Origin of the sequence: Pseudomonas sp. B16(2017) (genome assembly GCF_002113205.1) — a bacterium.
GTDB lineage: Bacteria > Pseudomonadota > Gammaproteobacteria > Pseudomonadales > Pseudomonadaceae > Aquipseudomonas > Aquipseudomonas pharyngis.
This window is the reverse complement of sequence record NZ_NEKA01000022.1, coordinates 14,989-34,642: the sequence shown is the minus strand read 5'-3', so window position 1 is coordinate 34,642 and position 19,654 is coordinate 14,989. Positions and strand designations below refer to the sequence as shown.

At 61.8% G+C, this 19,654-nt stretch carries 16 protein-coding genes; 7 read left to right on the top strand and 9 right to left on the bottom strand.

Translation table 11 applies throughout. From position 1 onward, the window contains the following. Nucleotides 1-8: 8 nt before the first annotated feature. Both CAG25_RS26600 and CAG25_RS26595 read right to left on the bottom strand, forming a co-directional pair. Nucleotides 9-1,052, bottom strand: a complete 1,044-nt coding sequence (locus CAG25_RS26600; protein WP_085610212.1) for an alpha/beta fold hydrolase — start codon at nucleotides 1,050-1,052, stop codon at nucleotides 9-11. 71 nt (nucleotides 1,053-1,123) lie between these two features. Then, nucleotides 1,124-2,458 (bottom strand): epoxide hydrolase family protein, encoded by a 1,335-nt coding sequence (locus tag CAG25_RS26595; protein WP_085610211.1) that lies wholly within the window; start codon nucleotides 2,456-2,458, stop codon nucleotides 1,124-1,126. 216 nt (nucleotides 2,459-2,674) lie between these two features. Here CAG25_RS26595 and CAG25_RS26590 point away from each other — a divergent pair, with 216 nt between their 5' ends. After that, nucleotides 2,675-3,904: an MFS transporter gene (locus CAG25_RS26590; RefSeq protein ID WP_085610210.1), complete on the top strand. Its 1,230-nt coding sequence runs from the start codon at nucleotides 2,675-2,677 to the stop codon at nucleotides 3,902-3,904. Here the strand turns inward: CAG25_RS26590 and CAG25_RS26585 are convergent. Then, entirely contained in the window at nucleotides 3,891-4,856 is a 966-nt protein-coding gene (locus CAG25_RS26585) for a quinone oxidoreductase (RefSeq protein WP_178076434.1), read from the bottom strand. The two genes, CAG25_RS26590 and CAG25_RS26585, sit on opposite strands and share 14 nt — an antisense overlap. A 338-nt stretch (nucleotides 4,857-5,194) precedes the next feature. Here CAG25_RS26585 and CAG25_RS26580 point away from each other — a divergent pair, with 338 nt between their 5' ends. The 3 genes from CAG25_RS26580 (at nucleotide 5,195) to CAG25_RS26570 (ending at nucleotide 8,220) form a co-directional block, all read left to right on the top strand. Next, nucleotides 5,195-7,156, top strand: a complete 1,962-nt coding sequence (locus CAG25_RS26580; RefSeq protein WP_256575428.1) for a PAS domain-containing sensor histidine kinase — start codon at nucleotides 5,195-5,197, stop codon at nucleotides 7,154-7,156. Further along, nucleotides 7,156-7,527, top strand: a complete 372-nt coding sequence (locus tag CAG25_RS26575) for a response regulator (RefSeq protein WP_039771030.1) — start codon at nucleotides 7,156-7,158, stop codon at nucleotides 7,525-7,527. The genes CAG25_RS26580 and CAG25_RS26575 overlap by 1 nt, the downstream gene beginning before the upstream one ends. A 78-nt stretch (nucleotides 7,528-7,605) precedes the next feature. After that, nucleotides 7,606-8,220, top strand: a complete 615-nt coding sequence (locus CAG25_RS26570; protein ID WP_085610207.1) for a response regulator transcription factor — start codon at nucleotides 7,606-7,608, stop codon at nucleotides 8,218-8,220. Here CAG25_RS26570 and CAG25_RS26565 read toward each other — a convergent pair. Further along, nucleotides 8,207-11,089, bottom strand: coding sequence for a winged helix-turn-helix domain-containing protein (locus CAG25_RS26565; protein ID WP_085610206.1), 2,883 nt, complete (start codon nucleotides 11,087-11,089; stop codon nucleotides 8,207-8,209). The two genes, CAG25_RS26570 and CAG25_RS26565, sit on opposite strands and share 14 nt — an antisense overlap. Before the next feature lie 195 nt (nucleotides 11,090-11,284). On the opposite strand from CAG25_RS26565, the gene CAG25_RS26560 reads away from it, so the two are divergent. Further along, nucleotides 11,285-13,144, top strand: a complete 1,860-nt coding sequence (locus tag CAG25_RS26560) for an ABC transporter ATP-binding protein (protein ID WP_085610205.1) — start codon at nucleotides 11,285-11,287, stop codon at nucleotides 13,142-13,144. 40 nt (nucleotides 13,145-13,184) lie between these two features. Here CAG25_RS26560 and CAG25_RS26555 read toward each other — a convergent pair whose 3' ends face one another. From CAG25_RS26555 to CAG25_RS26540, 4 genes are all read right to left on the bottom strand, one after another. After that, on the bottom strand, nucleotides 13,185-13,565 hold the full coding sequence (locus CAG25_RS26555) for a nuclear transport factor 2 family protein (protein WP_039771019.1): 381 nt from the start codon (nucleotides 13,563-13,565) through the stop codon (nucleotides 13,185-13,187). Nucleotides 13,566-13,638: 73 nt separating this feature from the next. Next, nucleotides 13,639-14,742 (bottom strand): alkene reductase, encoded by a 1,104-nt coding sequence (locus CAG25_RS26550; protein ID WP_085610204.1) that lies wholly within the window; start codon nucleotides 14,740-14,742, stop codon nucleotides 13,639-13,641. A 109-nt stretch (nucleotides 14,743-14,851) separates the two neighbouring features. Continuing rightward, on the bottom strand, nucleotides 14,852-16,111 hold the full coding sequence (locus tag CAG25_RS26545; protein ID WP_085610203.1) for a cation:dicarboxylate symporter family transporter: 1,260 nt from the start codon (nucleotides 16,109-16,111) through the stop codon (nucleotides 14,852-14,854). Nucleotides 16,112-16,224: 113 nt separating this feature from the next. Then, nucleotides 16,225-16,650 (bottom strand): VOC family protein, encoded by a 426-nt coding sequence (locus CAG25_RS26540; RefSeq protein WP_011333668.1) that lies wholly within the window; start codon nucleotides 16,648-16,650, stop codon nucleotides 16,225-16,227. A gap of 104 nt (nucleotides 16,651-16,754) precedes the next feature. On the opposite strand from CAG25_RS26540, the gene CAG25_RS26535 reads away from it, so the two are divergent. Further along, a complete protein-coding gene (locus tag CAG25_RS26535; RefSeq protein ID WP_064595608.1) occupies nucleotides 16,755-17,633 on the top strand; it encodes a LysR substrate-binding domain-containing protein in 879 nt (292 codons plus the stop codon). An 11-nt stretch (nucleotides 17,634-17,644) separates the two neighbouring features. On the opposite strand, the gene CAG25_RS26530 is transcribed toward CAG25_RS26535, so the two are convergent. Beyond that, nucleotides 17,645-18,628, bottom strand: coding sequence for an alpha/beta hydrolase (locus tag CAG25_RS26530; RefSeq protein WP_085610201.1), 984 nt, complete (start codon nucleotides 18,626-18,628; stop codon nucleotides 17,645-17,647). 191 nt (nucleotides 18,629-18,819) lie between these two features. Here CAG25_RS26530 and CAG25_RS26525 point away from each other — a divergent pair, with 191 nt between their 5' ends. Then, nucleotides 18,820-19,653, top strand: coding sequence for an oxidoreductase (locus CAG25_RS26525; protein WP_085610199.1), 834 nt, complete (start codon nucleotides 18,820-18,822; stop codon nucleotides 19,651-19,653). The last annotated feature ends 1 nt before the right edge of the window (nucleotide 19,654 follow it).

The following is a 19,654-nucleotide window of genomic DNA, read 5'->3' as shown; positions in this document are numbered from 1 at the left end:
GCCGGCAATCAGAGATGATCGGCATCGATCACCGCCTGAGCGAACGCTTGCGGCGCTTCCTGCGGCAGGTTGTGGCCGATGCCGCCGCTGATCAGCCGGTACTCGTACTTGCCGGTAAAGCGTTTGGCGTAGGCCTCGGCCGGTGGGTGCGGCGCACCATTGGCGTCGCCCTCCAGAGTGATGGTCGGCACGCTGATCGAGGGGAATGCCGCGAGTTTTTTCTCCAGCGAATCGTATTGCGCTTCCCCTTTGATCAGCCCCAGGCGCCAGCGGTAGTTGAAGATCGACACCGCGACGTGATCCGGATTCTGCAACGCGGCGGCGCTGCGCTCGTAAGTCGCGTCGTCGAAGGTCCACTTCGGCGAGGCCAGCTGCCAGATCAGTTTGGCGAAGTCGTGGGTGTTCTTTTCATAGCCCAGACGGCCACGCTCGGTCGCAAAGTAGAACTGATACCACCACTGCAACTCCGCCGCCGGCGGCAGCGGCGTCTTGCCCGCCTCCTGGCTGCCGATCAGGTAACCGCTCACCGCCACCAGCGCTTTCACCCGCTCGGGCCAGAGCGCTGCAACGATGTCGGCGGTGCGCGCGCCCCAGTCATAGCCGCCAAGCACGGCCTGTTTGATCTTCAGGGCGTCCATGAAGTCGATCAGGTCTTTGGCCAGCGCCGCCGGCTGGCCGTTGCGCACGGTTTTGGCGGACAGGAAACGCGTGTCGCCATAACCGCGCGCGTAGGGGATCAGCACCCGATAGCCCTTCTGCGCCAGCGCCGGGGCGACGTCGGTGTAGCTGTGAATGTCGTAGGGCCAGCCGTGCAGCAGGATGACCACCGGACCGTCGGCCGGACCGACTTCGGCGTAGGACACGTCCAGCAGTCCGGCCTTGACGTGTTTCAGCGCGCCGAACGAAACATTCGTGCCGGCGGTAATGGCGTCAATCTTGCCGGCGGGCACTTCGGCGGCGCTGGCGTATGCCGAAGCGATGCCCAGCGCAAGCGCCAGGATCGAACCGGCGAGCACGCGCCGGGATGGGGTTACAGCGTTAGAGTCAGTCATGCCGGGTCTCCCTCGTGAACCGCCGGGCGGCGGTTCCGGGCTTTGGATTGAAGGGCTTGCGGATTGCAGGGCTAGCGGGCTGCCTGCGCAGCGGTTTTCTGCGCGGCGGCGCGCAGTGGCCGGAAGGCTTCGCGCAGTTCTTCGCTGAACAGTTGCGGTTGCTCCCATGCCGCGAAGTGACCGCCCTTGCTGACTTCACTGAAGTAGGCCAGCGACGGATAGGCGCGCTGCGACCAGACTTTCGGCGCCCGGTAGATTTCGTGGGGGAACACGGTGATCGCCACCGGCACCTTGATGTCGGCAGTCTTCTGCGCGGCGGCGCTGAAGTTATTGTTGTTGTTCTCCCAGTAGAAACGGGAGGACGACGCCCCGCTGTCGGTCAGCCAGTACAGGCTGATGTCGTCGAGCATTTCATCGCGGCTCAGGACCTTCTCGGGCTGACCGTCGCTGTCGGTCCACGCGGCGAATTTTTCATACATCCACGCGGCCGTGCCGGCGGGCGAGTCGGCCAGCAGATAACCGATGGTCTGCGGCCGGGTCACCATCATTGCGCCATAAGCGGCGTTGCGACCGAAGAACTGGCTGAGCGAGTTGAAAGCCGTCACCTCCGGCGCGGTCAGCCCCGCCGGGGCCGGGTCGCCGCTGTTGATCGGCTTGACCAGTTCCGGCGGCACGGTGGCCGGCATGTTCAGGTGGATGCCCAACAAACCGGGCGGTGCCAGGCGACCCAGCGCATCGGAAATCACCGAGCCGTGATCGCCGCCCTGGGACACGTAATGGCTGTAGCCCAGACGTTTCATCAACACATCCCAGGCCTTCGCCACCCGGTCAGGGCCCCAGCCGAGCTCGGTCGGTTTGCCGGAGAAACCATGGCCGGGAATCGACGGGATCACCACATCGAACGAGTCCTCGACCTTGCCGCCATAGGCCACGGGATCGGTCAGCGGGCCGATGGTCTTGAGGAATTCGAACTGCGAACCCGGCCAGCCGTGGGTGAGGATCAATGGCATCGCATTGGGGTTGCGCGAACGCACATGGATGAACTGGATGTCGACGCCGTCGATGGTGGTCACGAACTCCGGCAGGGCGTTGAGCCTCGCTTCGGCCTTGCGCCAGTCATAACCGTCGCCCCAATACTTCACCAACGCCTGGACCTGCGCCAGTTGCACTCCCTGGGACACGTCGCCGACCGTTTCCTTGTCCGGCCAGCGAGTGTCGGCGATGCGTTTGCGCAGATCGCTCAACTTCGCTTCGTCCACATGGATGGTGTACGGGCGGATGGTTTGCGACGGATCCGCGGCCCAGACGCCGCTACTGCCCGCGAGTACGGCAAGGCCGAGCACGCCGCCCCTGATGGATGACGCCAGGCAATGGCGCCAGGTAAGACCGGACGAAACCGCAACCATGATGGATCTCCTTGTAGTCATTATTCGAAAGGCATCGCCAATCGGATCAGACCACTGCGTTGGCACCGGGGCGATTACACGATGGTGTCGGTCGATACCTTGGTATGACGCGCAGGCCTGGCGCACAAAATCGCGCTCGAATTCAGCAGCGGTTAACGGGCAGAATGCGGCGGGGAAACGGCCCAATTGAATGACAGACCTGAACAAGGATTGCGGATGCGTGGGGAAACAGCGCTCGAACGCCTGAGCAGTACGCCATCGACCACTTCGCCGTGGTGGGTGATCGGGCTGTGCATGCTGTTCAACGTGATTGACGGACTCGACGTGATGGCCATGGCCTTCACCGCCAGCCGGGTTGCGGCCGAATGGGCGTTGAGCGGCGCGCAACTGGGCCTGTTGTTGAGCGCAAGCCTGGTCGGGATGGCGCTCGGTTCGCTGCTGGCCGCGCCCAGGGCCGACCGCTTCGGGCGCAGGCCTTTATTGCTCGCTGGCCTGCTGCTCAGCGGCCTGAGCATGTTGCTGTCGTTCTGGAGCCCGGATCATCACGTGTTGATGCTTTTGCGACTGCTGACCGGTATCGGCACGGGGGCGGTGCTGGTGGGGGCAAACGTGCTGACGTTCGAACACGCTAGCCCGCAGCGGCGCAATCTGGCCATCGCCCTGCAATCCCTCGCCTTCGCCATGGGCGCCAGCCTGGGCGGGGTGCTGGCGCATGTATTGAATGATTTGATGGGCTGGCGGTATGTCTTTCTGGCGGGGGGTTGCATCACGCTGGCGGCGGCATTGGTCGGTGTCTTCTGGCTGCGAGAATCGCCGTCATTTCTGGCACTTGAACACCGCGCGCCTATTCCTCCCTTGTCGCCTGACGACGTCAGCCGGCCGTTTTCGCCCGGTCAATGGCAACAGACTCTATCGCTGGCACTGGCACTCTTTCTGTTGATGTTCTGCTTTTACTTCGTGATGAGCTGGACGCCGGCCCTGTTGGTCGACAATGGCTTTACCGACCAACAAGGCGCCCGGATCGGGATGCTGTTGGCGCTGGGGGGCATGCTCGGCGCCCTGCTTCTGGGTCTGGCGGCCAATCGTTACGGCTGCCGACGTTTGCTATCGGCTTTTCTGCTGCTCAACGCCGCCCTGCTGCCATTGATGCTGCCGGCCACTCGCGTCCCCGGTCTGGCGACGCTCGTGGCGGTCACGCTGGGGCTGATGCTCAATGGTGCAGTCGCGGCTCTGTATGTCCTGGCCCCTCAAGCGTTCTGCACATCGGTCCGTACGACCGGCGTCGGCGTGGTGCTGGCGACGGGGCGTCTGGGGGCGATCATTTCGCCGGTGGTCGCCGGGTTTCTGCTGGATGCCGGATGGACCGCACAACACCTGTTCACGTTTTTCGCCGGTAGCCAGGTGTTGGCGGCCCTGCTGATCTGGCGTGGCGTCAAGGGACGATGATCAGCTTGCCCGTCGTGTTGCGCGACTCGATATCGCGATGGGCCTGTTGCGCATCATCCAGTGAATAACGCTTGCCAATCACGGCTTTCAGTTTGCCGGCACTGACCCATGCGAACAGTTGCCGGGATTTTTCCAGCAGCACCTCGCGGTTGCGCACGTAGTGCATGACCGAGGGATACGTCAGCTTGATGCTGCGCGGCATGCTGAAGATATCGATCGGCGGGGTCGGGTTCATGAACGGTCCGTACAAGGCCAGGGTGCCGAAATAATCCAGCAGCTCCAGCGAGTCGGCAAACCCCTCCGCGCCCGTGCCGTCGTACACCACATTCACCCGCTGCCCGTCGGTCAGGCGCATGACCTGGGCGGCAATGTTTTGCGCCCGCCCGATCACCACATAGTCCGCCCCCGCCGCGAGCACCGCCTCGACCTTGTCGGCATGAGAAACCCGGCCTATGACCTTGCCGCCCAGCAGCTTGATCAACTGGGTCAGCATCAGCCCCACGCCCCCGGCCGCCGCATGCACCAAGGCTACGTCGCCCGGCTGGATCGTATGCACCTTGTCCACCAGATTGCTGGCGGTCAGGCCCTGCATCATCAGGCTGGCGGCGGTGGCGAAGTCGATATCGTCCGGCAGCGGCACCAACTGGCTGACCGGGGCGATCAGCTGTTCGGCGTAGCTGCCCGGCACGTAATGCCAGGCCACGCGGTCACCGACAGCGAACTCCGTCACCTGCGGGCCACTGGCCAGGACGACGCCGGCGCCTTCTGCACCCAGCGTCAGCGGCAGCTCCCAGGCAGCGCCGAGCCCGCGTCGGGCACCGGTGTCCATGAAATTGATACCCGCCGCCATGACCTTGACCAGGACTTGTCCGGGCCCCGGTTCTGCCAGTTGAATGTCCTGCACCGTCAACACTTCGGGCCCGCCAAAGGCCTGGATAACCACTGCTTTCATAATGTTCTGCCCTGTCATCGGGACGACCGGTCCTGCTGCCTTTCGGGTGGCAGGAGCGCGGACGTCACGTTGCTTTCACTCAACGTCGAAGGACGTTGAAACCAGGGCCAAGGCTGCGCGGCGGATGTATCCCGGCGGTTTCGCCAACCCGGCGCTGTGCATGCTTGTATGGCTAGAGTGGGCGTAGATACAGTGGCTTACAAAAGCGCCACTGTGGTGCCCATCGCAGTGTGCAATGTCGGCCGATATTCGCCACGGGCGACACCAAAGTATGATGGGCGAGTGCCATCCGAAGGCGCATCTTTGTTCAACGGTGACTGCACACAATGAGAATCGGTATGACGAACGAGCAGGAGCGCGTCATCGAGGACGGTCCAGGCCGCGCGGGTGACGCGGTCATGCCGGCGCCGGGGATCGACTCGATCATCGACAGCATCCCGGCCATGGTCGCCTTCATGACGCCGTCCGGTGAGCTGGAACAGGTGAACCGGCAAATCATGGAGTACATCGGCGCCCCGCTGCATGAACTGAAAAACTGGCAGGCCAGCGAGACCGTGCACCCGGAAGACCTGCCCTCGGTCATCGCTGCCTGGATGCACTCGGTCAGTACCGGCACGCCCTATGAAAACGAGCACCGGATTCGCCGCGCCGACGGTGTCTATCGCTGGTTCCATGTGCGCGGCCTGCCGATCAGAGACAGCGAAGGCACCATCACCCGTTGGTGCGTGCTGCAGGTCGATATCGATGAGCGCCGGCGGGACAAGGCCTTGATCGCCAGTGCCCTGGCCGAAGTCAGCGCGTCGGAAGAACGTCTGCGCGGGATCATCGACGCCGTTCCCGGTTTTGTCTGGAGCGCCTCGCCGGAAGGCAACGTCGGCTTCGTCAATCAGCGCTGGTGCGACTACACCGGCATGTCCGTCGAACAAGCCTGCGGTGACGGCTGGACGGCGTCCATCCACCCCGACGACGCGCCGGGCCTGGCGGTTTATTGGCAAGGGATTCTGCAATCGGGCAGCGCTGGCGAGTACGAGGCCCGACTGAAGCGCTTCGATGGCGTTTACCGCTGGTTCCTGATCCGCGCCGTGCCCCAGCGTGATGACACGGGGCGGATCGTGCGCTGGTATGGCGAAAACACCGACATCGAAGACCGCAAACGGGCGGAAGTCTTTTTGGCCAAGGCCCAACGCCTGAGCGCCACCGGTACGTTTTCCTGGCGGGTGAGCACCGACGAGATCACCTGGTCGGACGAGGTCTACCGCATCCTCGAACTGGACCCGGACACGCCGCCCGGCTTCGAGGCGATCTATCGCCGCGTGCATCCGGACGACATCTCCAGCCATCGGGAAATGATCAAGCGCCAGCGCCGCAAGGGGCGTGACTTCGAACACGAACATCGGCTGCTGATGTCCGACGGCACGGTGAAATACGTTCGGCTGGTGGCGCACTCGATCGCTCATGCGCCGGACGGCTTCGAATACATCGCCGCCCTGCAGGACATCACCCAGCGCCGGCTCGCCGAAGAGGTCCTGAGCAAGGCGCGCTCGGAACTGACGCACCTGGCCAGGGTCGCCAGCCTTGGCGCGGTCACGGCGTCGATTGCCCACGAGGTCAATCAACCGCTGGCCGGCATCATCACCAACGCCAGCACCTGCCTGCGCATGCTCGGCGCCGACCCGCCGAATGTCGATGGCGCCAGGGAAACCGCGCGCCGCACCATTCGCGACGGCAACCGTGCGGCCGATGTGATCAATCGACTGCGGGCGTTGTTCTCGAAAAAAAGCATCACCCTTGAAAACGTCAATCTGAATGACGCGGCACGGGAAGTCATCGCCATGCTGCTGGGCGAGCTGCAACGCAACGGCGTGGTGCTGCATCCGCAATTTGCCGAGTCCCTGCCGCTGGTCAGAGGTGATCGGGTTCAGCTTCAACAGGTGATCCTTAACCTGATCATGAATGCCGCCGAGGCCATGAGTGCGATCCACGGCCGGCCCCGGCAATTGATCGTCAGCACCGGTCTGGGCTCGGACGAGAGCGTTTACCTGGCGGTGAAGGACAGCGGCAACGGCGTCGATCCGCAGGACATCGAACGCATTTTCAATGCGTTCTACACCACCAAAAGTTCGGGCATGGGGGTCGGTCTGTCCATCAGTCGCTCGATCATCGAGCGCCACGACGGCAAACTCTGGGCCAGCGCCAACGACGGCCCGGGTACGACGTTTACCTTTGCCATCCCGCATTCGACGGACTTGCCGCAAACCGATAACCGCGACCTCGCCGATCGCACCGTGGAGAATGATTGATGGGTACGCATTTGCTCGTATCGGTGGTCGATGACGACGAATCGGTTCGTGAATCACTGCCTGACCTGATCAAGGAGTTCGGCTTCGCCGTCCAGGCGTTTGCCTCGGCGCAGGCGTTTCTGGCATCGCCCTATCTGGACCTGACCCATTGCCTGATTCTCGACGTGGCCATGCCCGGCATGTCGGGACCTGATCTGCAACGGGAGCTGCTGCGCCGTGACTATCGCATTCCGGTGATTTTCATCACCGCGCACGGCGACGCCAGCGAACAGGCGAAGCTGTTGAACAGTGGCGCGGTGGAGTGCCTGTTCAAACCGTTCAGCGAAGCCCAATTGCTCAAGGCCCTGAGCGCCGCCCTGCCCCTCGACTGAGCGTGAAGCCGAACAGAACAAGGAATCGACATGTTGAACGCGAACAACTCAATCGCCCCTTCCCGTGGAGCATTACCGATGAGTGATGTCACGCCCGTCGTATTCGTTGTCGATGACGACATTTCCGTGCGCGAGTCGCTGGAGCTGATGATCCGCTTCGCCGGATGGCAGCCACGGCTGTTCGAGTCCGCGCAGGATTTTCTCGACGCGCCCCGGGCGCTGGTGCCCAGTTGTCTGGTGCTGGACATCAACCTGCCCGACCTGAACGGCCTGGACCTGCAGACCGCGCTGGCCGATGAGCGCCACAACATGCCGATCATCTTCATCACCGGCTACGGCGATATTCCGCGCACGGTGCGGGCCCTGAAGGCCGGTGCGGTGGAGTTTCTGACCAAGCCGTTCAACGACGAGGTGATCCTCAGCGCCATGGCCGATGCGCTGCAGAGCAGTCGCGTGGCGCTTGAGGGGGAAAAGAATCTGCGCGCACTGCTCGCGGCCTACAAGACCCTGACGCCGCGCGAGCAGGAGATCATGGCTTCTGTGGTCAGCGGGCGGCTGAACAAACTGATTGCCGCCGATCTCAACATCAGCGAAATCACCGTCAAGGCCCATCGCGGCAAGGTGATGCGCAAGATGAAGGCCCGCTCGCTGGCGGACCTGGTGAAAATGGCCGCCCTGATTACGCCGGAGTAGCAGGCAGGCTCTGCCAGAAGCTTTCCAGCCGACGCAAATCAAGGCTGTCGAAGCCTTCCGACGCCCGCTCGCGGCAGGCACCGAGCAACGCCCGGGCCTGATCCGGTTGCCCCTGTTCCAGCCAGAACCGGGCCAGATCCATCGATGACCGCAACTCCCACGCCCACGCGCCCTGCTCGCGACTCAGCGCAATGGAATCCTCAAGAACCGCCAGCATGGCCTGAACATCATCGGCCTGGATGACCTTGAGAATACCGGCCTTGATGCGCAGCAACTCCGGCAATGCGAAGGCATCACCGCTTCGGCGGCAGTAATCGATAGTGCCGTTGACCAGGGTCATTGCCTTTGAATGTTGGCCCACCAGCATCAGGCCTTCGGCCAGTGCGATTTCGAATGAGGTCGTCAGCAGTTCGTAACGCATGCCACGCAACCGCGCCAGACTTTCCTCCAGCATGGCAACTGCTTCGCCGGGTTCCTCGGCGCGGATGGCGATCGCCGCGCGCAACCCGTGGCAGGCGGCAATGTAGGGGCCCAGTGCGTTGGTTTCGGCGACAGCACTGAACCGTTCGAGACTGGCAGTTGCCTTGGCAAGATCGCCGGTCCAGATATAGATGCACAGAATCCAGACCATGGCGATGCAGTAGGTAACCGGATGCTGCAGCGCCGAGGCTTCGGCCTCGATCTGCTCGGCCAAGCGCCGGGCCTGATCGGGATAGCCCTGCAGCCAGAGTGACCGCGCCAGCGCCAGCCCCGTGCGATTGCGGTGATCGAAGCCGTAGTAAATCGTGTTGCTGGGATGGGACGGCAAACTGTTGCGCAACGAACTTTCCAGTTCCTGGCGAGCCAGACGCTGATTGCCGAGCAGATGATGGGAGATGCCGGTCAGCGATGCGGCAATCGCGATGGCGGCGGGCTCGTTGAGGATGTTGCCGACCGCCGCGGCCTGCTCCGCCCAGGCCAGCGACGAAGGGAAATCACCGATGCGCTCATAGAAAATCTGCAAGCGGCCCAGCAGCCGCAATTGTGAGCCGTAGTCGTTCAGCGCAACGGCAATGTCCTGCGCTCGGAGCAAGGCTTTTTCGGCGGCCTCACTGTTGCCACGGGTGAACATCAGGACCAGGCCGAGTGCGGCTTGCAGTTCCATTTCGGTGGGCGTGCCGTAGTACCCCAGTTCCAGCAGTTCCACCGCCCGGGAACACCAGGTACGGCACTCGACCAGCAAGGAAAAATGCAGGAACAACGGCGCACTCGCGGCCGCCAGCGGCAACGCCAGTCCCGGATCGCCGTGGGGCCCGAAGCTCCATTCCAGCGCACCGCGAACGTTGCCCAACTGGCTGGCCAGACGCGCCGAATGACGGAAAATTTCGTCGGGCGCAGTCCCCAGATGGCCGAGCAAATCCATGTAAAACGCCGCGTGCCGGAACGCCAGCGCATTGACCTCGGCTTCTCCCCGCGCCGCCAGTTTTTCCCGGGCGTAGGCACGCGTCATCTCCAGCAAGCGATACGAATCCGTCGAGTCGCTGTGATCGACCGTGACCAGCCCCTTGCACACCAGGTCGTCGAGAATCGCAGCCGCCGCTGCGCTCTCGTGTTGCGATTCGGCCACCACCTGAGCGGCGGCTTCCTGGGAGAACGGCCCGACGAAGACCGAAAACCGCTCCAGCGCCAGACGCTCCTGCGGCGACAGCAGGTCATAGCTCCAGTCGAGCATGGCGCGCAGGGTCTGATGGCGGGGAACGGCGGTCCTGCGCCCCGACCAGCCCAGGGAGAAGCGCTCGCCGAGCAGCGCGTGGGTGGCCTTCAATCCGTGGCTCGCGACCCGCATCGCCGCCAGTTCGATCGGCAGCGCCATGCCCTCCAGCCGCTGGCAAATGTCCGCAATCATTTGCCCTCCGCCCGCTTCCAGCAACAGCGCGGCATTGCTCGACGACGCGCGTTCGACAAACAGCTTGATGGCCGGAAATGCCAGCAACTCCGCAACCGAGAGGTGTTGCGGCTCACGGGGAAATTCCAGCGGATTGAGCCAGTGCACGTATTCGCCACGCACCCGCAGCGGTTCGCGACTGGTCGCCAGAACACCAACATCCGGCGCGGTATCGCTGATCTGTTCCAGGAGGGTCGACACCGCGTCGATCAGGTGTTCGCAGTTGTCGATCACCAGCATCAGCCGCTGCTCACGCAAATGCGCGAGCAGGACAAACAGCGGGTCTTCCGCCTGCACCGGGATGTCCAGCGATCGGGCCAGTGCCGACGGCACCAGCGCGCAGTCTTCCACTTGCGCCAGATCGACGAAGCTGACGCGCTCATAGCCCTGGGCGGCGATGCGGTGCGCCACTTCGATGGCCAGGCTGGTCTTGCCGACGCCGCCGGGGCCGACGATGGTGAACAGCCTCGGTTGCTGCATATGGTCGATGACCAGTTGCAGGTCGGTCTCGCGGCCGATCAGTTTCGCCCGGGGCGGCAGACTGCAGACGCCCTCGGCAGTTCGGGTCGCGATGGGCGCCGGTTGCACAGCGGCCTGTTTTCTTTCCAGCGGCGCGACGAAGGCATAACCCACGCCCACCTGGGTCGCGATGTAACGCGCCTGTTCCTCGCCATCCCCGAGAATCCGCCGCAGGCCGGTCATATGAAAGCGCAGGCTGCCTTCGGCCACCACGCTGTCGGGCCACACCTTGTCGATCAGGTCGTACTTGGACAGCACCCGTCCCGGTTGCTCGAGCAAGGCGATCAACAGATCCAGCGCCCGCCCGCCGATCTCGACCGCCACCCCGTTGCGGGTCAGCAGCCGTTTGCCTGGAACGACACAGAACGGACCGAAAATGAATTGGGTCGTGAGGGATTCGTGCAATGCGTCCGGAAAAGACTCCACGAGGATCGATCTCTCTAAAAACGTAGGGGGCGCCGCCGGTTACAAGCCACCGACGCAGGCCCTTTGCATGATAGGAGTTTTGCATGGTCGTTCAAGCGCGATGAGCGGCGCTCGGTGATTGACCTGAACCTGCAGCCCCTCAATGTGATCGATAAGTGGCAGAATCCCCGCAACTGATGAATTCGGAGACCCCCAATGCTTCGCCTGTTTGAACAACGGCTCGACCCCTTCCCGCCCGACGAAGCGCCGCCACCGCCGGTCGGTCTGGCACGGTTCCTGTGGGCCTGCACCCGCGGCGCTCGCGGTTATATCCTCGCGCTGGCGCTGCTCAGTGCCGGTGTGTCGATCTACGAAGCCTGGTTGTTTTCCTTTCTGGGTCAGGTCGTGGATCTGCTCTCGACCTGGCAGGCCGGCGGTGATGCAAATGGCCAGGAGAGCCGCGTGCTGTGGGGCATCGGCCTCGTGCTGCTGACCAGTGTCGGGCTGGTGGCGCTGCGCACCATGGTTCAGCATCAGGTCTTGGCGATCAATTTGCCGTTGCGTCTGCGCTGGGATTTTCATCGGCTGATGCTGCGGCAGAGCCTTTCATTCTTTTCCGACGAGTTTTCCGGCCGGGTCACGACCAAGGTGATGCAGACCGCACTGGCGGTGCGCGAAGTGCTGTTCACCGTCATCGAGATCGCACCGGGCATTGGCGTCTATTTCATTGCGATCATCGCCCTGGCCGGCGGTTTCGCCCTGAAACTCATGCTGCCGTTCATTGCCTGGGTCGCGCTGTTCGGGCTGGCGATGCTGTATTTCGTACCGCGCCTGGGCCAGGTCGGACAAGAGCAGGCCCATGCGCGGTCGTCGATGACGGGCCGGGTTTCGGACGCCTACACCAACATCACCACCGTCAAACTGTTCTCCCACTCCAAACGTGAAGCGCACTTTGCGCGCGCGGCGATGGAGGATTTCAAGCAGACCGGTTTCCGCCAGATGCGTCTGGTCAGCCAGTTCGAGATCGTCAATCAGGCGCTGGTGGTCGGGCTGATCATGGGCGCCGGCGGCTACGCCTTGTGGCTGTGGCATCAGGGCGAAGTCGGCACCGGGGCCGTGGCGGCGATCACGGCCATGGCGCTGCGCATCAATGGCATGTCGCACTGGATCATGTGGCAGATGACGTCGCTGTTCGAAAACATCGGCACGGTGCAGGACGGCATGGGCACCCTGACCCGTGGCCCCAAGGTGCAGGATGCGCCGGACGCCGGCGTATTGGTGCCTTCCGGCGGCGCCGTGGAATTCGACAACGTGAGCTTCAACTACAACGGCGAACGCCAGGTGCTCGACGGCTTGAGCCTGAGCATCCGACCGGGGGAAAAAATCGGTCTGGTGGGCCGCTCCGGCGCCGGCAAATCCACACTGATCAACCTGCTGCTGCGCTTCTATGACGTGGATCGCGGCGAGATTCGCATCGACGGCCAGAACATCGCGCAAGTAACCCAGGACAGTCTGCGCAGCGCGATCGGCATGGTCACTCAGGACACCTCCCTGCTGCACCGCTCCATTCGCGACAACATTGCCTACGGCCGACCGGACGCCACCGACGAACAGATCCAGCGTGCTGCGTCGAACGCCCAGGCCGCCGGCTTCATCAACCAGCTCAGCGACCGCCAGGGCCACACCGGCTATGACACGCTGGTGGGCGAACGCGGCATCAAGCTTTCCGGTGGCCAGCGCCAACGCATCGCCATCGCCCGGGTGATGCTCAAAAACGCGCCGATCCTTCTACTGGACGAAGCGACAAGCGCCCTGGATTCCGAAGTCGAAGTCGCCATTCAGGAAAGCCTCGATGAAATGATGCAGGGCAAGACTGTCATCGCCATCGCCCATCGACTGTCGACGATTGCGGCGATGGATCGACTGATTGTCATGGATGAAGGGCGCATCATCGAGCAAGGCACCCACACCGAACTGCTGGCCAAGAACGGCACCTATGCGCGACTTTGGCAGCATCAGAGTGGCGGGTTTCTGGGTGAGGATCAGGGGCTGACCGAGGCGATGGATCAGGCGTAAACGGTGCTGCCCCGGTACTGCCGGGGCAGAAGACGAGGGCTCAGGCGCTCGGGTGGGTGTGGTAGATCTTGCTGACGATCGTCCACTTGCCGTCTACCTTCAGCAGGTTGAAGAAGTCGGTGAAACGGAACCCCGACACGTTGTCGGTATCGACCCGGGCACTCGCAGCCGTGCCGACGATATCGATGCGAACGATGGCGGCTTCGGCTTCGGGGGATGGACGGAACGCGCTGTCGATGACGTCATACAGATTCTGGATCGCGCCGCCGACGAGCTTGCCGTCGTCAACCCCGAACATGGTCGCCTGCGCATTGAACGCGGGCTTCATCAAGGCGCTGTCAGCCTTTGCTCCACCTTCGTTGTACTGGCTGAGCACTTCGACGATTGCGTTGTATTCCTGCACGTAAGTTGGATGACTCATGATGAACTCCTGTTTGCTGTGAATGTTTTTTCAATCAATCCGCCCTGCGCCGATCCGGTTCAGGGCGCACAAATCAATGGTCAGCCGTTGGCCAGTCGGTGTAGCCCTTGGCGCCGCCGCCGTAGTAGCTCTCGCGTGGCGCGATGGTCAGTTCGGTGCCCCGACGCAGGCGCTCCACGAGGTCGGGGTTGGAAATGAACAGGCGCCCGAACGCCACCGCGTCAATCCGGCCCTGCGCCCGGCGCTTCAATGCCATCTCGAGGTCGTAGTTGTTATTGCCTATGAAGGGGCCTTCGAACTGCGCGCTCAATGCATCCAGATCAACGCCATCAGGAACCGTGCGCGAGGTCGCGGTGGCGCCTTCGACGAAGTGCAGATAGGCCAGATTGAGTCGGTTGAGCTGCTGAATCAGATATCCGTAAGTCGCCATGACATTGCTGTCGGGAGGCGTGTTTCCGGCATCGGGCGTGACCGGCGAAAGACGAATGCCGACGCGGTCGCTGCCCCAGATCGAAATCACCGCTTCAGTGACTTCAAGGGTCAGTCGGGCGCGGTTCTCAATGGTGCCGCCGTACCGGTCAGTGCGCTGATTGGTCGAGTCACGCAGAAACTGGTCGAGCAGATAGCTGTTCGCCGAATGAACCTCCACGCCATCGAAACCGGCACGCCTGGCATTTTCAGCGGCGCGCTTGTATTGCTCAATGATGCCGGGAATCTCCGAAGTCTCCAGCGCCCGGGGCGTCGACACTTCGACAAAGCCGTTCTCGGTGTAGGTGCTGCCTTCTGCCTTGATTGCCGAGGGCGCAACGGGAGCGGCACCGTCGGGCTGTAACTCGACGCTGGAAAAACGCCCCACGTGCCACAACTGGCTGACAATCCTGCCACCTGCGGCATGGACGGCGTCCGTGACTTTTCTCCAGCCCGCCACCTGCGCGTCCGACCAGATCCCCGGCGTCATGGCGTAGCCGCGCCCCTGCGCCGAAATGTTTGTCGCTTCGGCAATGATCAAGCCGGCACTCGCGCGCTGTGCGTAGTAAGTAGCGTGCAGTTCGTTCGGAACACCGTTTTCAGCCATCCGGCTGCGGGTCACGGGCGCCATGACAATCCGGTTGGCCAATTGCAGGGCGCCCATTTGCATGGGAGAAAAAAGATCCGTGTTGCGACTGTTATCACTCATGTTGCATACCTTCAATATCAGACCGGTCGTCTAGTAACTTGATGAAAAAAATCGCCTGTACATCAGCAGGCGTTTACTCGTGCAGCGCCGTCAGTGCTCCTTGTGATCGTCAGGCCTTTTGTGCGTCCGGGCGGGTGCGCGAAGGCTCAAGGGTCGCCCTCTCCCATTTGGCGATCACCAGGGGCGCAATCGCATTGCCCAACACATTCAGGGTGGTGGTGCCGCTGTCGATAATCCTGAAGATACCGGCGATCAGTGCCACGCCCTCCAGCGGAAGACCGGCAGACGCCAATGTGGCCGACAGGATGACGATGGCGAATCCAGGCACCCCGGCAGCACCTTTGGAGGTCAGCACCATGGTCACCACCAGCAGGATTTCCTGAGAAAGCGACAGATCGATTCCATAAAGCTGGGCGATGAAAATTGTCGCCACGCCGAGGAAGATCGACGCGCCATCGAGGTTGAACGCGTACCCCACTGGCACCACAAAACTGACAATTCGCCGTGGCACGCCATAGTTCTCCAGCTTGCTCATCAACTGCGGCATGACCGCTGCGGAGGCAGCACTGGAGAAGGCAAGAATCAACTCGTCGCGGAAATACCTGATCAACTTGAAGATGTTCTCGCCGATCAGGTAACTGATTCCTCCGAGCACTACCAATGCGAAGACGATGAGCGCCAGATAAACCACTCCAATCAACTTGAGCAGGGGCAACAATGAGGCAAAACCGAAGGTCGCGACAGTCGCACCGATCATGCCGAACACCCCAATCGGGGCATAGGCCATGACGATCGAGACGATCCTGAACATCGCATCTGAAATGCCTTGGACCAGCGCAACCACAGGTGCACTTTTCTCCCTGGGCAATGCGTTGAGCGCGACACCGAACAACACCGCGAAGAACAGCACAGAAAGCAACTTCGCCTCGGACATCGCCACCAGAACGTTATCCGGAACGATGTTTTGCATAATCACGAGCGCGCCCTTCGAAGGCTCCATCGTGATGGCGGCAGCACCGTGTGCGATGCCCGAAATATCGGTGCCCGTACCGGGTTCGAAAAGGTTCGCGAAACACAGGCCGATCACGATGGCCAGACCGGTGATCGCAAAGAAATAGCCCAGCGACTTGATGCCCATCCGGCCGAACGACTTGTTATCCCCGCCTCCGGCGATACCCAGGATCATGCAACAGAACACGATAGGCACGACCACCATCTTCATCATCTTGATGAAGATATCGCCAAGCGGTTTCAGGATCTCCGTGCTGACCCACGACTGATACTGCGGATGGGTATTGAAGTACCAACCAACGAGCACGCCAAGCAACAGCCCGGCAACGATTTGCCACACCAGGGGAATACGTTTCATGTCTAGCCTTCTTGTTGGAATGAAAGGACTGCATCAATCGGCAGTTGCTAGAGTCATGAGCTTCCAGCTCACTTGAGATCAAATGGCACAACGCCGTTGTGCCACTGCGCTTTTTACTTGGCGAAGAGCTGGCTCATATCCTTGAAGGCCTTGAATTCGAGGGCATTGCCGCAAGGGTCGAACAGGAACATGGTGGCTTGCTCGCCAACCTGTCCTTTGAATCGAATGTAAGGTTCGATCACAAATTCGGTACCGAAAGACTTGAGGCGCTCTGCCAGCGCTTCCCACTCTTCCCATCCCAGGATGATGCCGAAGTGAGGAACAGGAACGTCGTGCCCGTCGACCGGGTTGCTGTGAACGCTTTCCTGAGACGCGGTTTTCGGGTGTTCGTGAATCACCAGCTGATGCCCGTAAAAGTTGAAGTCGACCCATTGATTGCTGGAGCGACCCTCTTCCAGGCCGAAGACCTCACCGTAAAAAGTGCGGGCTGCAGCCAGGTTGTAAACGGGGATGGCGAGGTGGAATGGCGAAAGGCTCATCAGGACTCCGATACGGTTTTTGTGGTTGGTGAGCACATCGTAGGGCGACACTGACAGCAAAAAAATCAATATATATTTCTCAGAAACACAACTAATATTTGTGAATGATAAAAGAACTCAAGACCCTCATTGCCGTCGCGCGGGAAGGCACTTTCGCGGCTGCCGGCAACCGGATAGGCCTCACCCAGGCGGCGGTGAGCGCCCAGATTCAACGTCTGGAAGCCGAGCTCGGCTTTGAAATATTCGACAGAAAAGGACGCTCGGCCCACCTCAACAGGATGGGCCAGCAAGTCCTGCTTCAGGCGCAGGAGCTGCTTCGTCTTTACGACAACCTGGGATCGACCACCGTCGGTCTTTCCACCAGCATTCTGGTCAACGTCGGCGCAATCGCCTCAGTCCAGCGATCGTTTCTCCCGGACGCACTCGCCAGGTTTCACCAGCAGTGCCCGGAATGCCGAACGCGTGTCGTGCCCGGTCTTTCCATGGAGCTGGTGAACCTGGTGGATACTGGCGAAATCGACATGGCGGCGATCATTCGGCCGCCCTTCTCGCTTCAAAGCGATCTGCGCTGGACCACGCTGGCGCTTGAGCCCTACCGTCTGATCGTGCCCAAGGACGTACCGGGAGAAGACTGGATCGAACTGCTCTCAAGCCTGCCGTTCATTCGCTATGACCGCTCCTCCTTCGGCGGCAGGCAGGTCGATCGTTTCCTGCGACAGATGCATTTCACTTTGCGTGAAGTCTCTGAGCTGGATGAGCTGGAGGCCATCATCAGGCTGGTGGAAAATGGCGTAGGGGTCGCGCTCGTGCCGCAGACGGCCACCCATCAGCAATGGCCGTCAGGTGTGCGGGCGCTTGATCTCGGCCAACACACCTTCCATCGTGATATCGGACTGGTGCACAGGCCTCGGCGAAGCTTCACCGAGCCTGTCAGGACATTGGCTGAACTTATTCTCGAGCAATTCAAGGTGGCGGCTGAGTGAGGGTCGATGGCTTACCCCTCAACAACCCGCCCCGCAACCCACGCACGACTATACCCAAGCACTTTCCCCGCCAACCCCAGCGGAAAATGAATCACCCCATGTGCGGTTTCCGGCAACAGATGCACCTCCACTTCCGCCGCCCTGCCCCAACGCTCAGCCAACTCAAGCGTGTCATCCCTGAGCGGATCCAGTTGCGCAGCAAACATCAACGCTGGCGGAAAACCGGTGAAGTCACCGTACAGCGGTGACAACGGCGCCTGCCGGCGTTCTTCATCGTTCAATCCCGGAGTGAGCATTTGCAGCGCTTCAACCATCCCCGGCCCGTCCAGCAGCAAGGTATCGGGCCCGGCGTTGCGTACGCTGGGGGTTCCGCTCAGGTCGTAGACGCCGTAATACAGCAGCGCCCCGCTCACCCGTTCGAGCAGGTCCGGCCACTGTTTGAGTTGCAGCAGGGTCGCGGCGGCGAGGTGGCCGCCTGCCGACTCGCCCACGACGATGACGGGCAGGTTCGCAAACTCGCGGCAGTCATCGCTCAGCAGCCAGCGGGCCGCCGTGAGGCAGTCCTGCATGACGCCCTCGATCGGAGTCGAGACCACAAGCCGATAGTCGACCGAGATCACTGCTACGTCGCAGGATTTCACCATGGCGATATTGAGGGGGTCGTTCATCTGCGCGTTGCCGATGACCCAGCCGCCGCCATGGAAATCCAGCACTACGCCTTTGGCCTTTGTCTTTGGCCGAATAATCCGCACCGGCACTGATGCGCCGCCGACACCCACCACTTTTCGTTCGGCCTCGAGCCCGTGCTTGAGCAACTTTCTTGCGCCGCCCAATTGGCTTAGCCGCAACAGCAACTGAATCGCCCGTGGCGTGATGCGATTGCGGATGCGAAATCGCGGCAGCCGGGCAAGTTTGCGGTTGAACGCGCGCAATTGCGCCAACTCGTTATCGTCTGCGGGCCAACGGGTTGATGTCTTCATTTCGTCCTGGCTCATCGGCGGTTGTTGCGCAGGATATCAGCGGTTGCAGTCTGTTCCAGCCTGGATGCCTGGAGCTACGCAAAAAGTTCATCGGCCGTCATCTCGCCCCGTTGATAGGAATAGGCAATGATCAAAGACAAACCGACATAGGTGAGTGTTTCTTCGATGGATACCATGAGCTGAAACCGCATTCACTGGAGCCCGTCATGACCACCACCAAAACCCTCTTCATCACCGGCGTCAGCAGCGGCTTCGGCCACGCGCTGGCCAAGGAAGCGCTGGCTGCCGGCCACCGCGTCATCGGCACCGTGCGCAACGAAGCCGACCTGCAAGCCTTTCAGGCGCTGTCCAGCGGCAACGCGTACGGCGTGCTGCTGGATGTCACGGACTTCGACCGGATTGAGGGTGTCGTGGCGACTGTGGAAGCGACCCACGGTCCGGTCGATGTGCTGATCAACAACGCCGGCTACGGCCACGAAGGCATTTTCGAGGAGTCGCCACTGGAGGACATGCGCCGCCAGTTCGACGTGAATGTGTTCGGCGCCGTCGCCGTGACCAAGGCGTTTGTGCCGTTCTTTCGCCAGCGGCGGGCGGGCCATATTCTCAATATCACGTCGATGGGCGGCACAATCACCATGCCGGGTATCGCGTACTACTGCGGCAGCAAGTTTGCGCTCGAAGGCATCTCCGATACCCTGAGCAAGGAACTGGCGCCGTTCAATATCTTCGTGACCTCCGTCGCACCGGGTTCATTTCGGACCGACTGGGCCGGTCGTTCGATGCAGCGCACGCCGCGCAGCATCGCCGACTATGACGCCAGTTTCGATCCGGTGCGCAAGGCCCGCGAAGACAAAAGCGGCAAGCAACTCGGTGATCCGCGCAAAGCGGCGCTGGCGATGTTGCAGATCATCGCCAGCCCTGCTCCGCCAGCGCATCTGTTGCTGGGCAGCGATGCATTGAACCTGGTGCGCGACAAGTTGAAACGCGCCGCCAGCGAGATCGATCAATGGGAAACGCTGAGCCGCTCCACCGACCATTGAA

Coding starts and splice junctions, on each gene's coding strand:
- CAG25_RS26600 (WP_085610212.1), bottom strand. CDS start 1,052: ATGACTGACTCTAACGCTGTAACCCCATCCCGGCGCGTGCTCGCCGGT.
- CAG25_RS26595 (WP_085610211.1), bottom strand. CDS start 2,458: ATGGTTGCGGTTTCGTCCGGTCTTACCTGGCGCCATTGCCTGGCGTCA.
- CAG25_RS26590 (WP_085610210.1), top strand. CDS start 2,675: ATGCGTGGGGAAACAGCGCTCGAACGCCTGAGCAGTACGCCATCGACC.
- CAG25_RS26585 (WP_178076434.1), bottom strand. CDS start 4,856: ATGAAAGCAGTGGTTATCCAGGCCTTTGGCGGGCCCGAAGTGTTGACG.
- CAG25_RS26580 (WP_256575428.1), top strand. CDS start 5,195: ATGACGAACGAGCAGGAGCGCGTCATCGAGGACGGTCCAGGCCGCGCG.
- CAG25_RS26575 (WP_039771030.1), top strand. CDS start 7,156: ATGGGTACGCATTTGCTCGTATCGGTGGTCGATGACGACGAATCGGTT.
- CAG25_RS26570 (WP_085610207.1), top strand. CDS start 7,606: ATGAGTGATGTCACGCCCGTCGTATTCGTTGTCGATGACGACATTTCC.
- CAG25_RS26560 (WP_085610205.1), top strand. CDS start 11,285: ATGCTTCGCCTGTTTGAACAACGGCTCGACCCCTTCCCGCCCGACGAA.
- CAG25_RS26555 (WP_039771019.1), bottom strand. CDS start 13,565: ATGAGTCATCCAACTTACGTGCAGGAATACAACGCAATCGTCGAAGTG.
- CAG25_RS26550 (WP_085610204.1), bottom strand. CDS start 14,742: ATGAGTGATAACAGTCGCAACACGGATCTTTTTTCTCCCATGCAAATG.
- CAG25_RS26545 (WP_085610203.1), bottom strand. CDS start 16,111: ATGAAACGTATTCCCCTGGTGTGGCAAATCGTTGCCGGGCTGTTGCTT.
- CAG25_RS26540 (WP_011333668.1), bottom strand. CDS start 16,650: ATGAGCCTTTCGCCATTCCACCTCGCCATCCCCGTTTACAACCTGGCT.
- CAG25_RS26535 (WP_064595608.1), top strand. CDS start 16,755: ATGATAAAAGAACTCAAGACCCTCATTGCCGTCGCGCGGGAAGGCACT.
- CAG25_RS26530 (WP_085610201.1), bottom strand. CDS start 18,628: ATGAGCCAGGACGAAATGAAGACATCAACCCGTTGGCCCGCAGACGAT.
- CAG25_RS26525 (WP_085610199.1), top strand. CDS start 18,820: ATGACCACCACCAAAACCCTCTTCATCACCGGCGTCAGCAGCGGCTTC.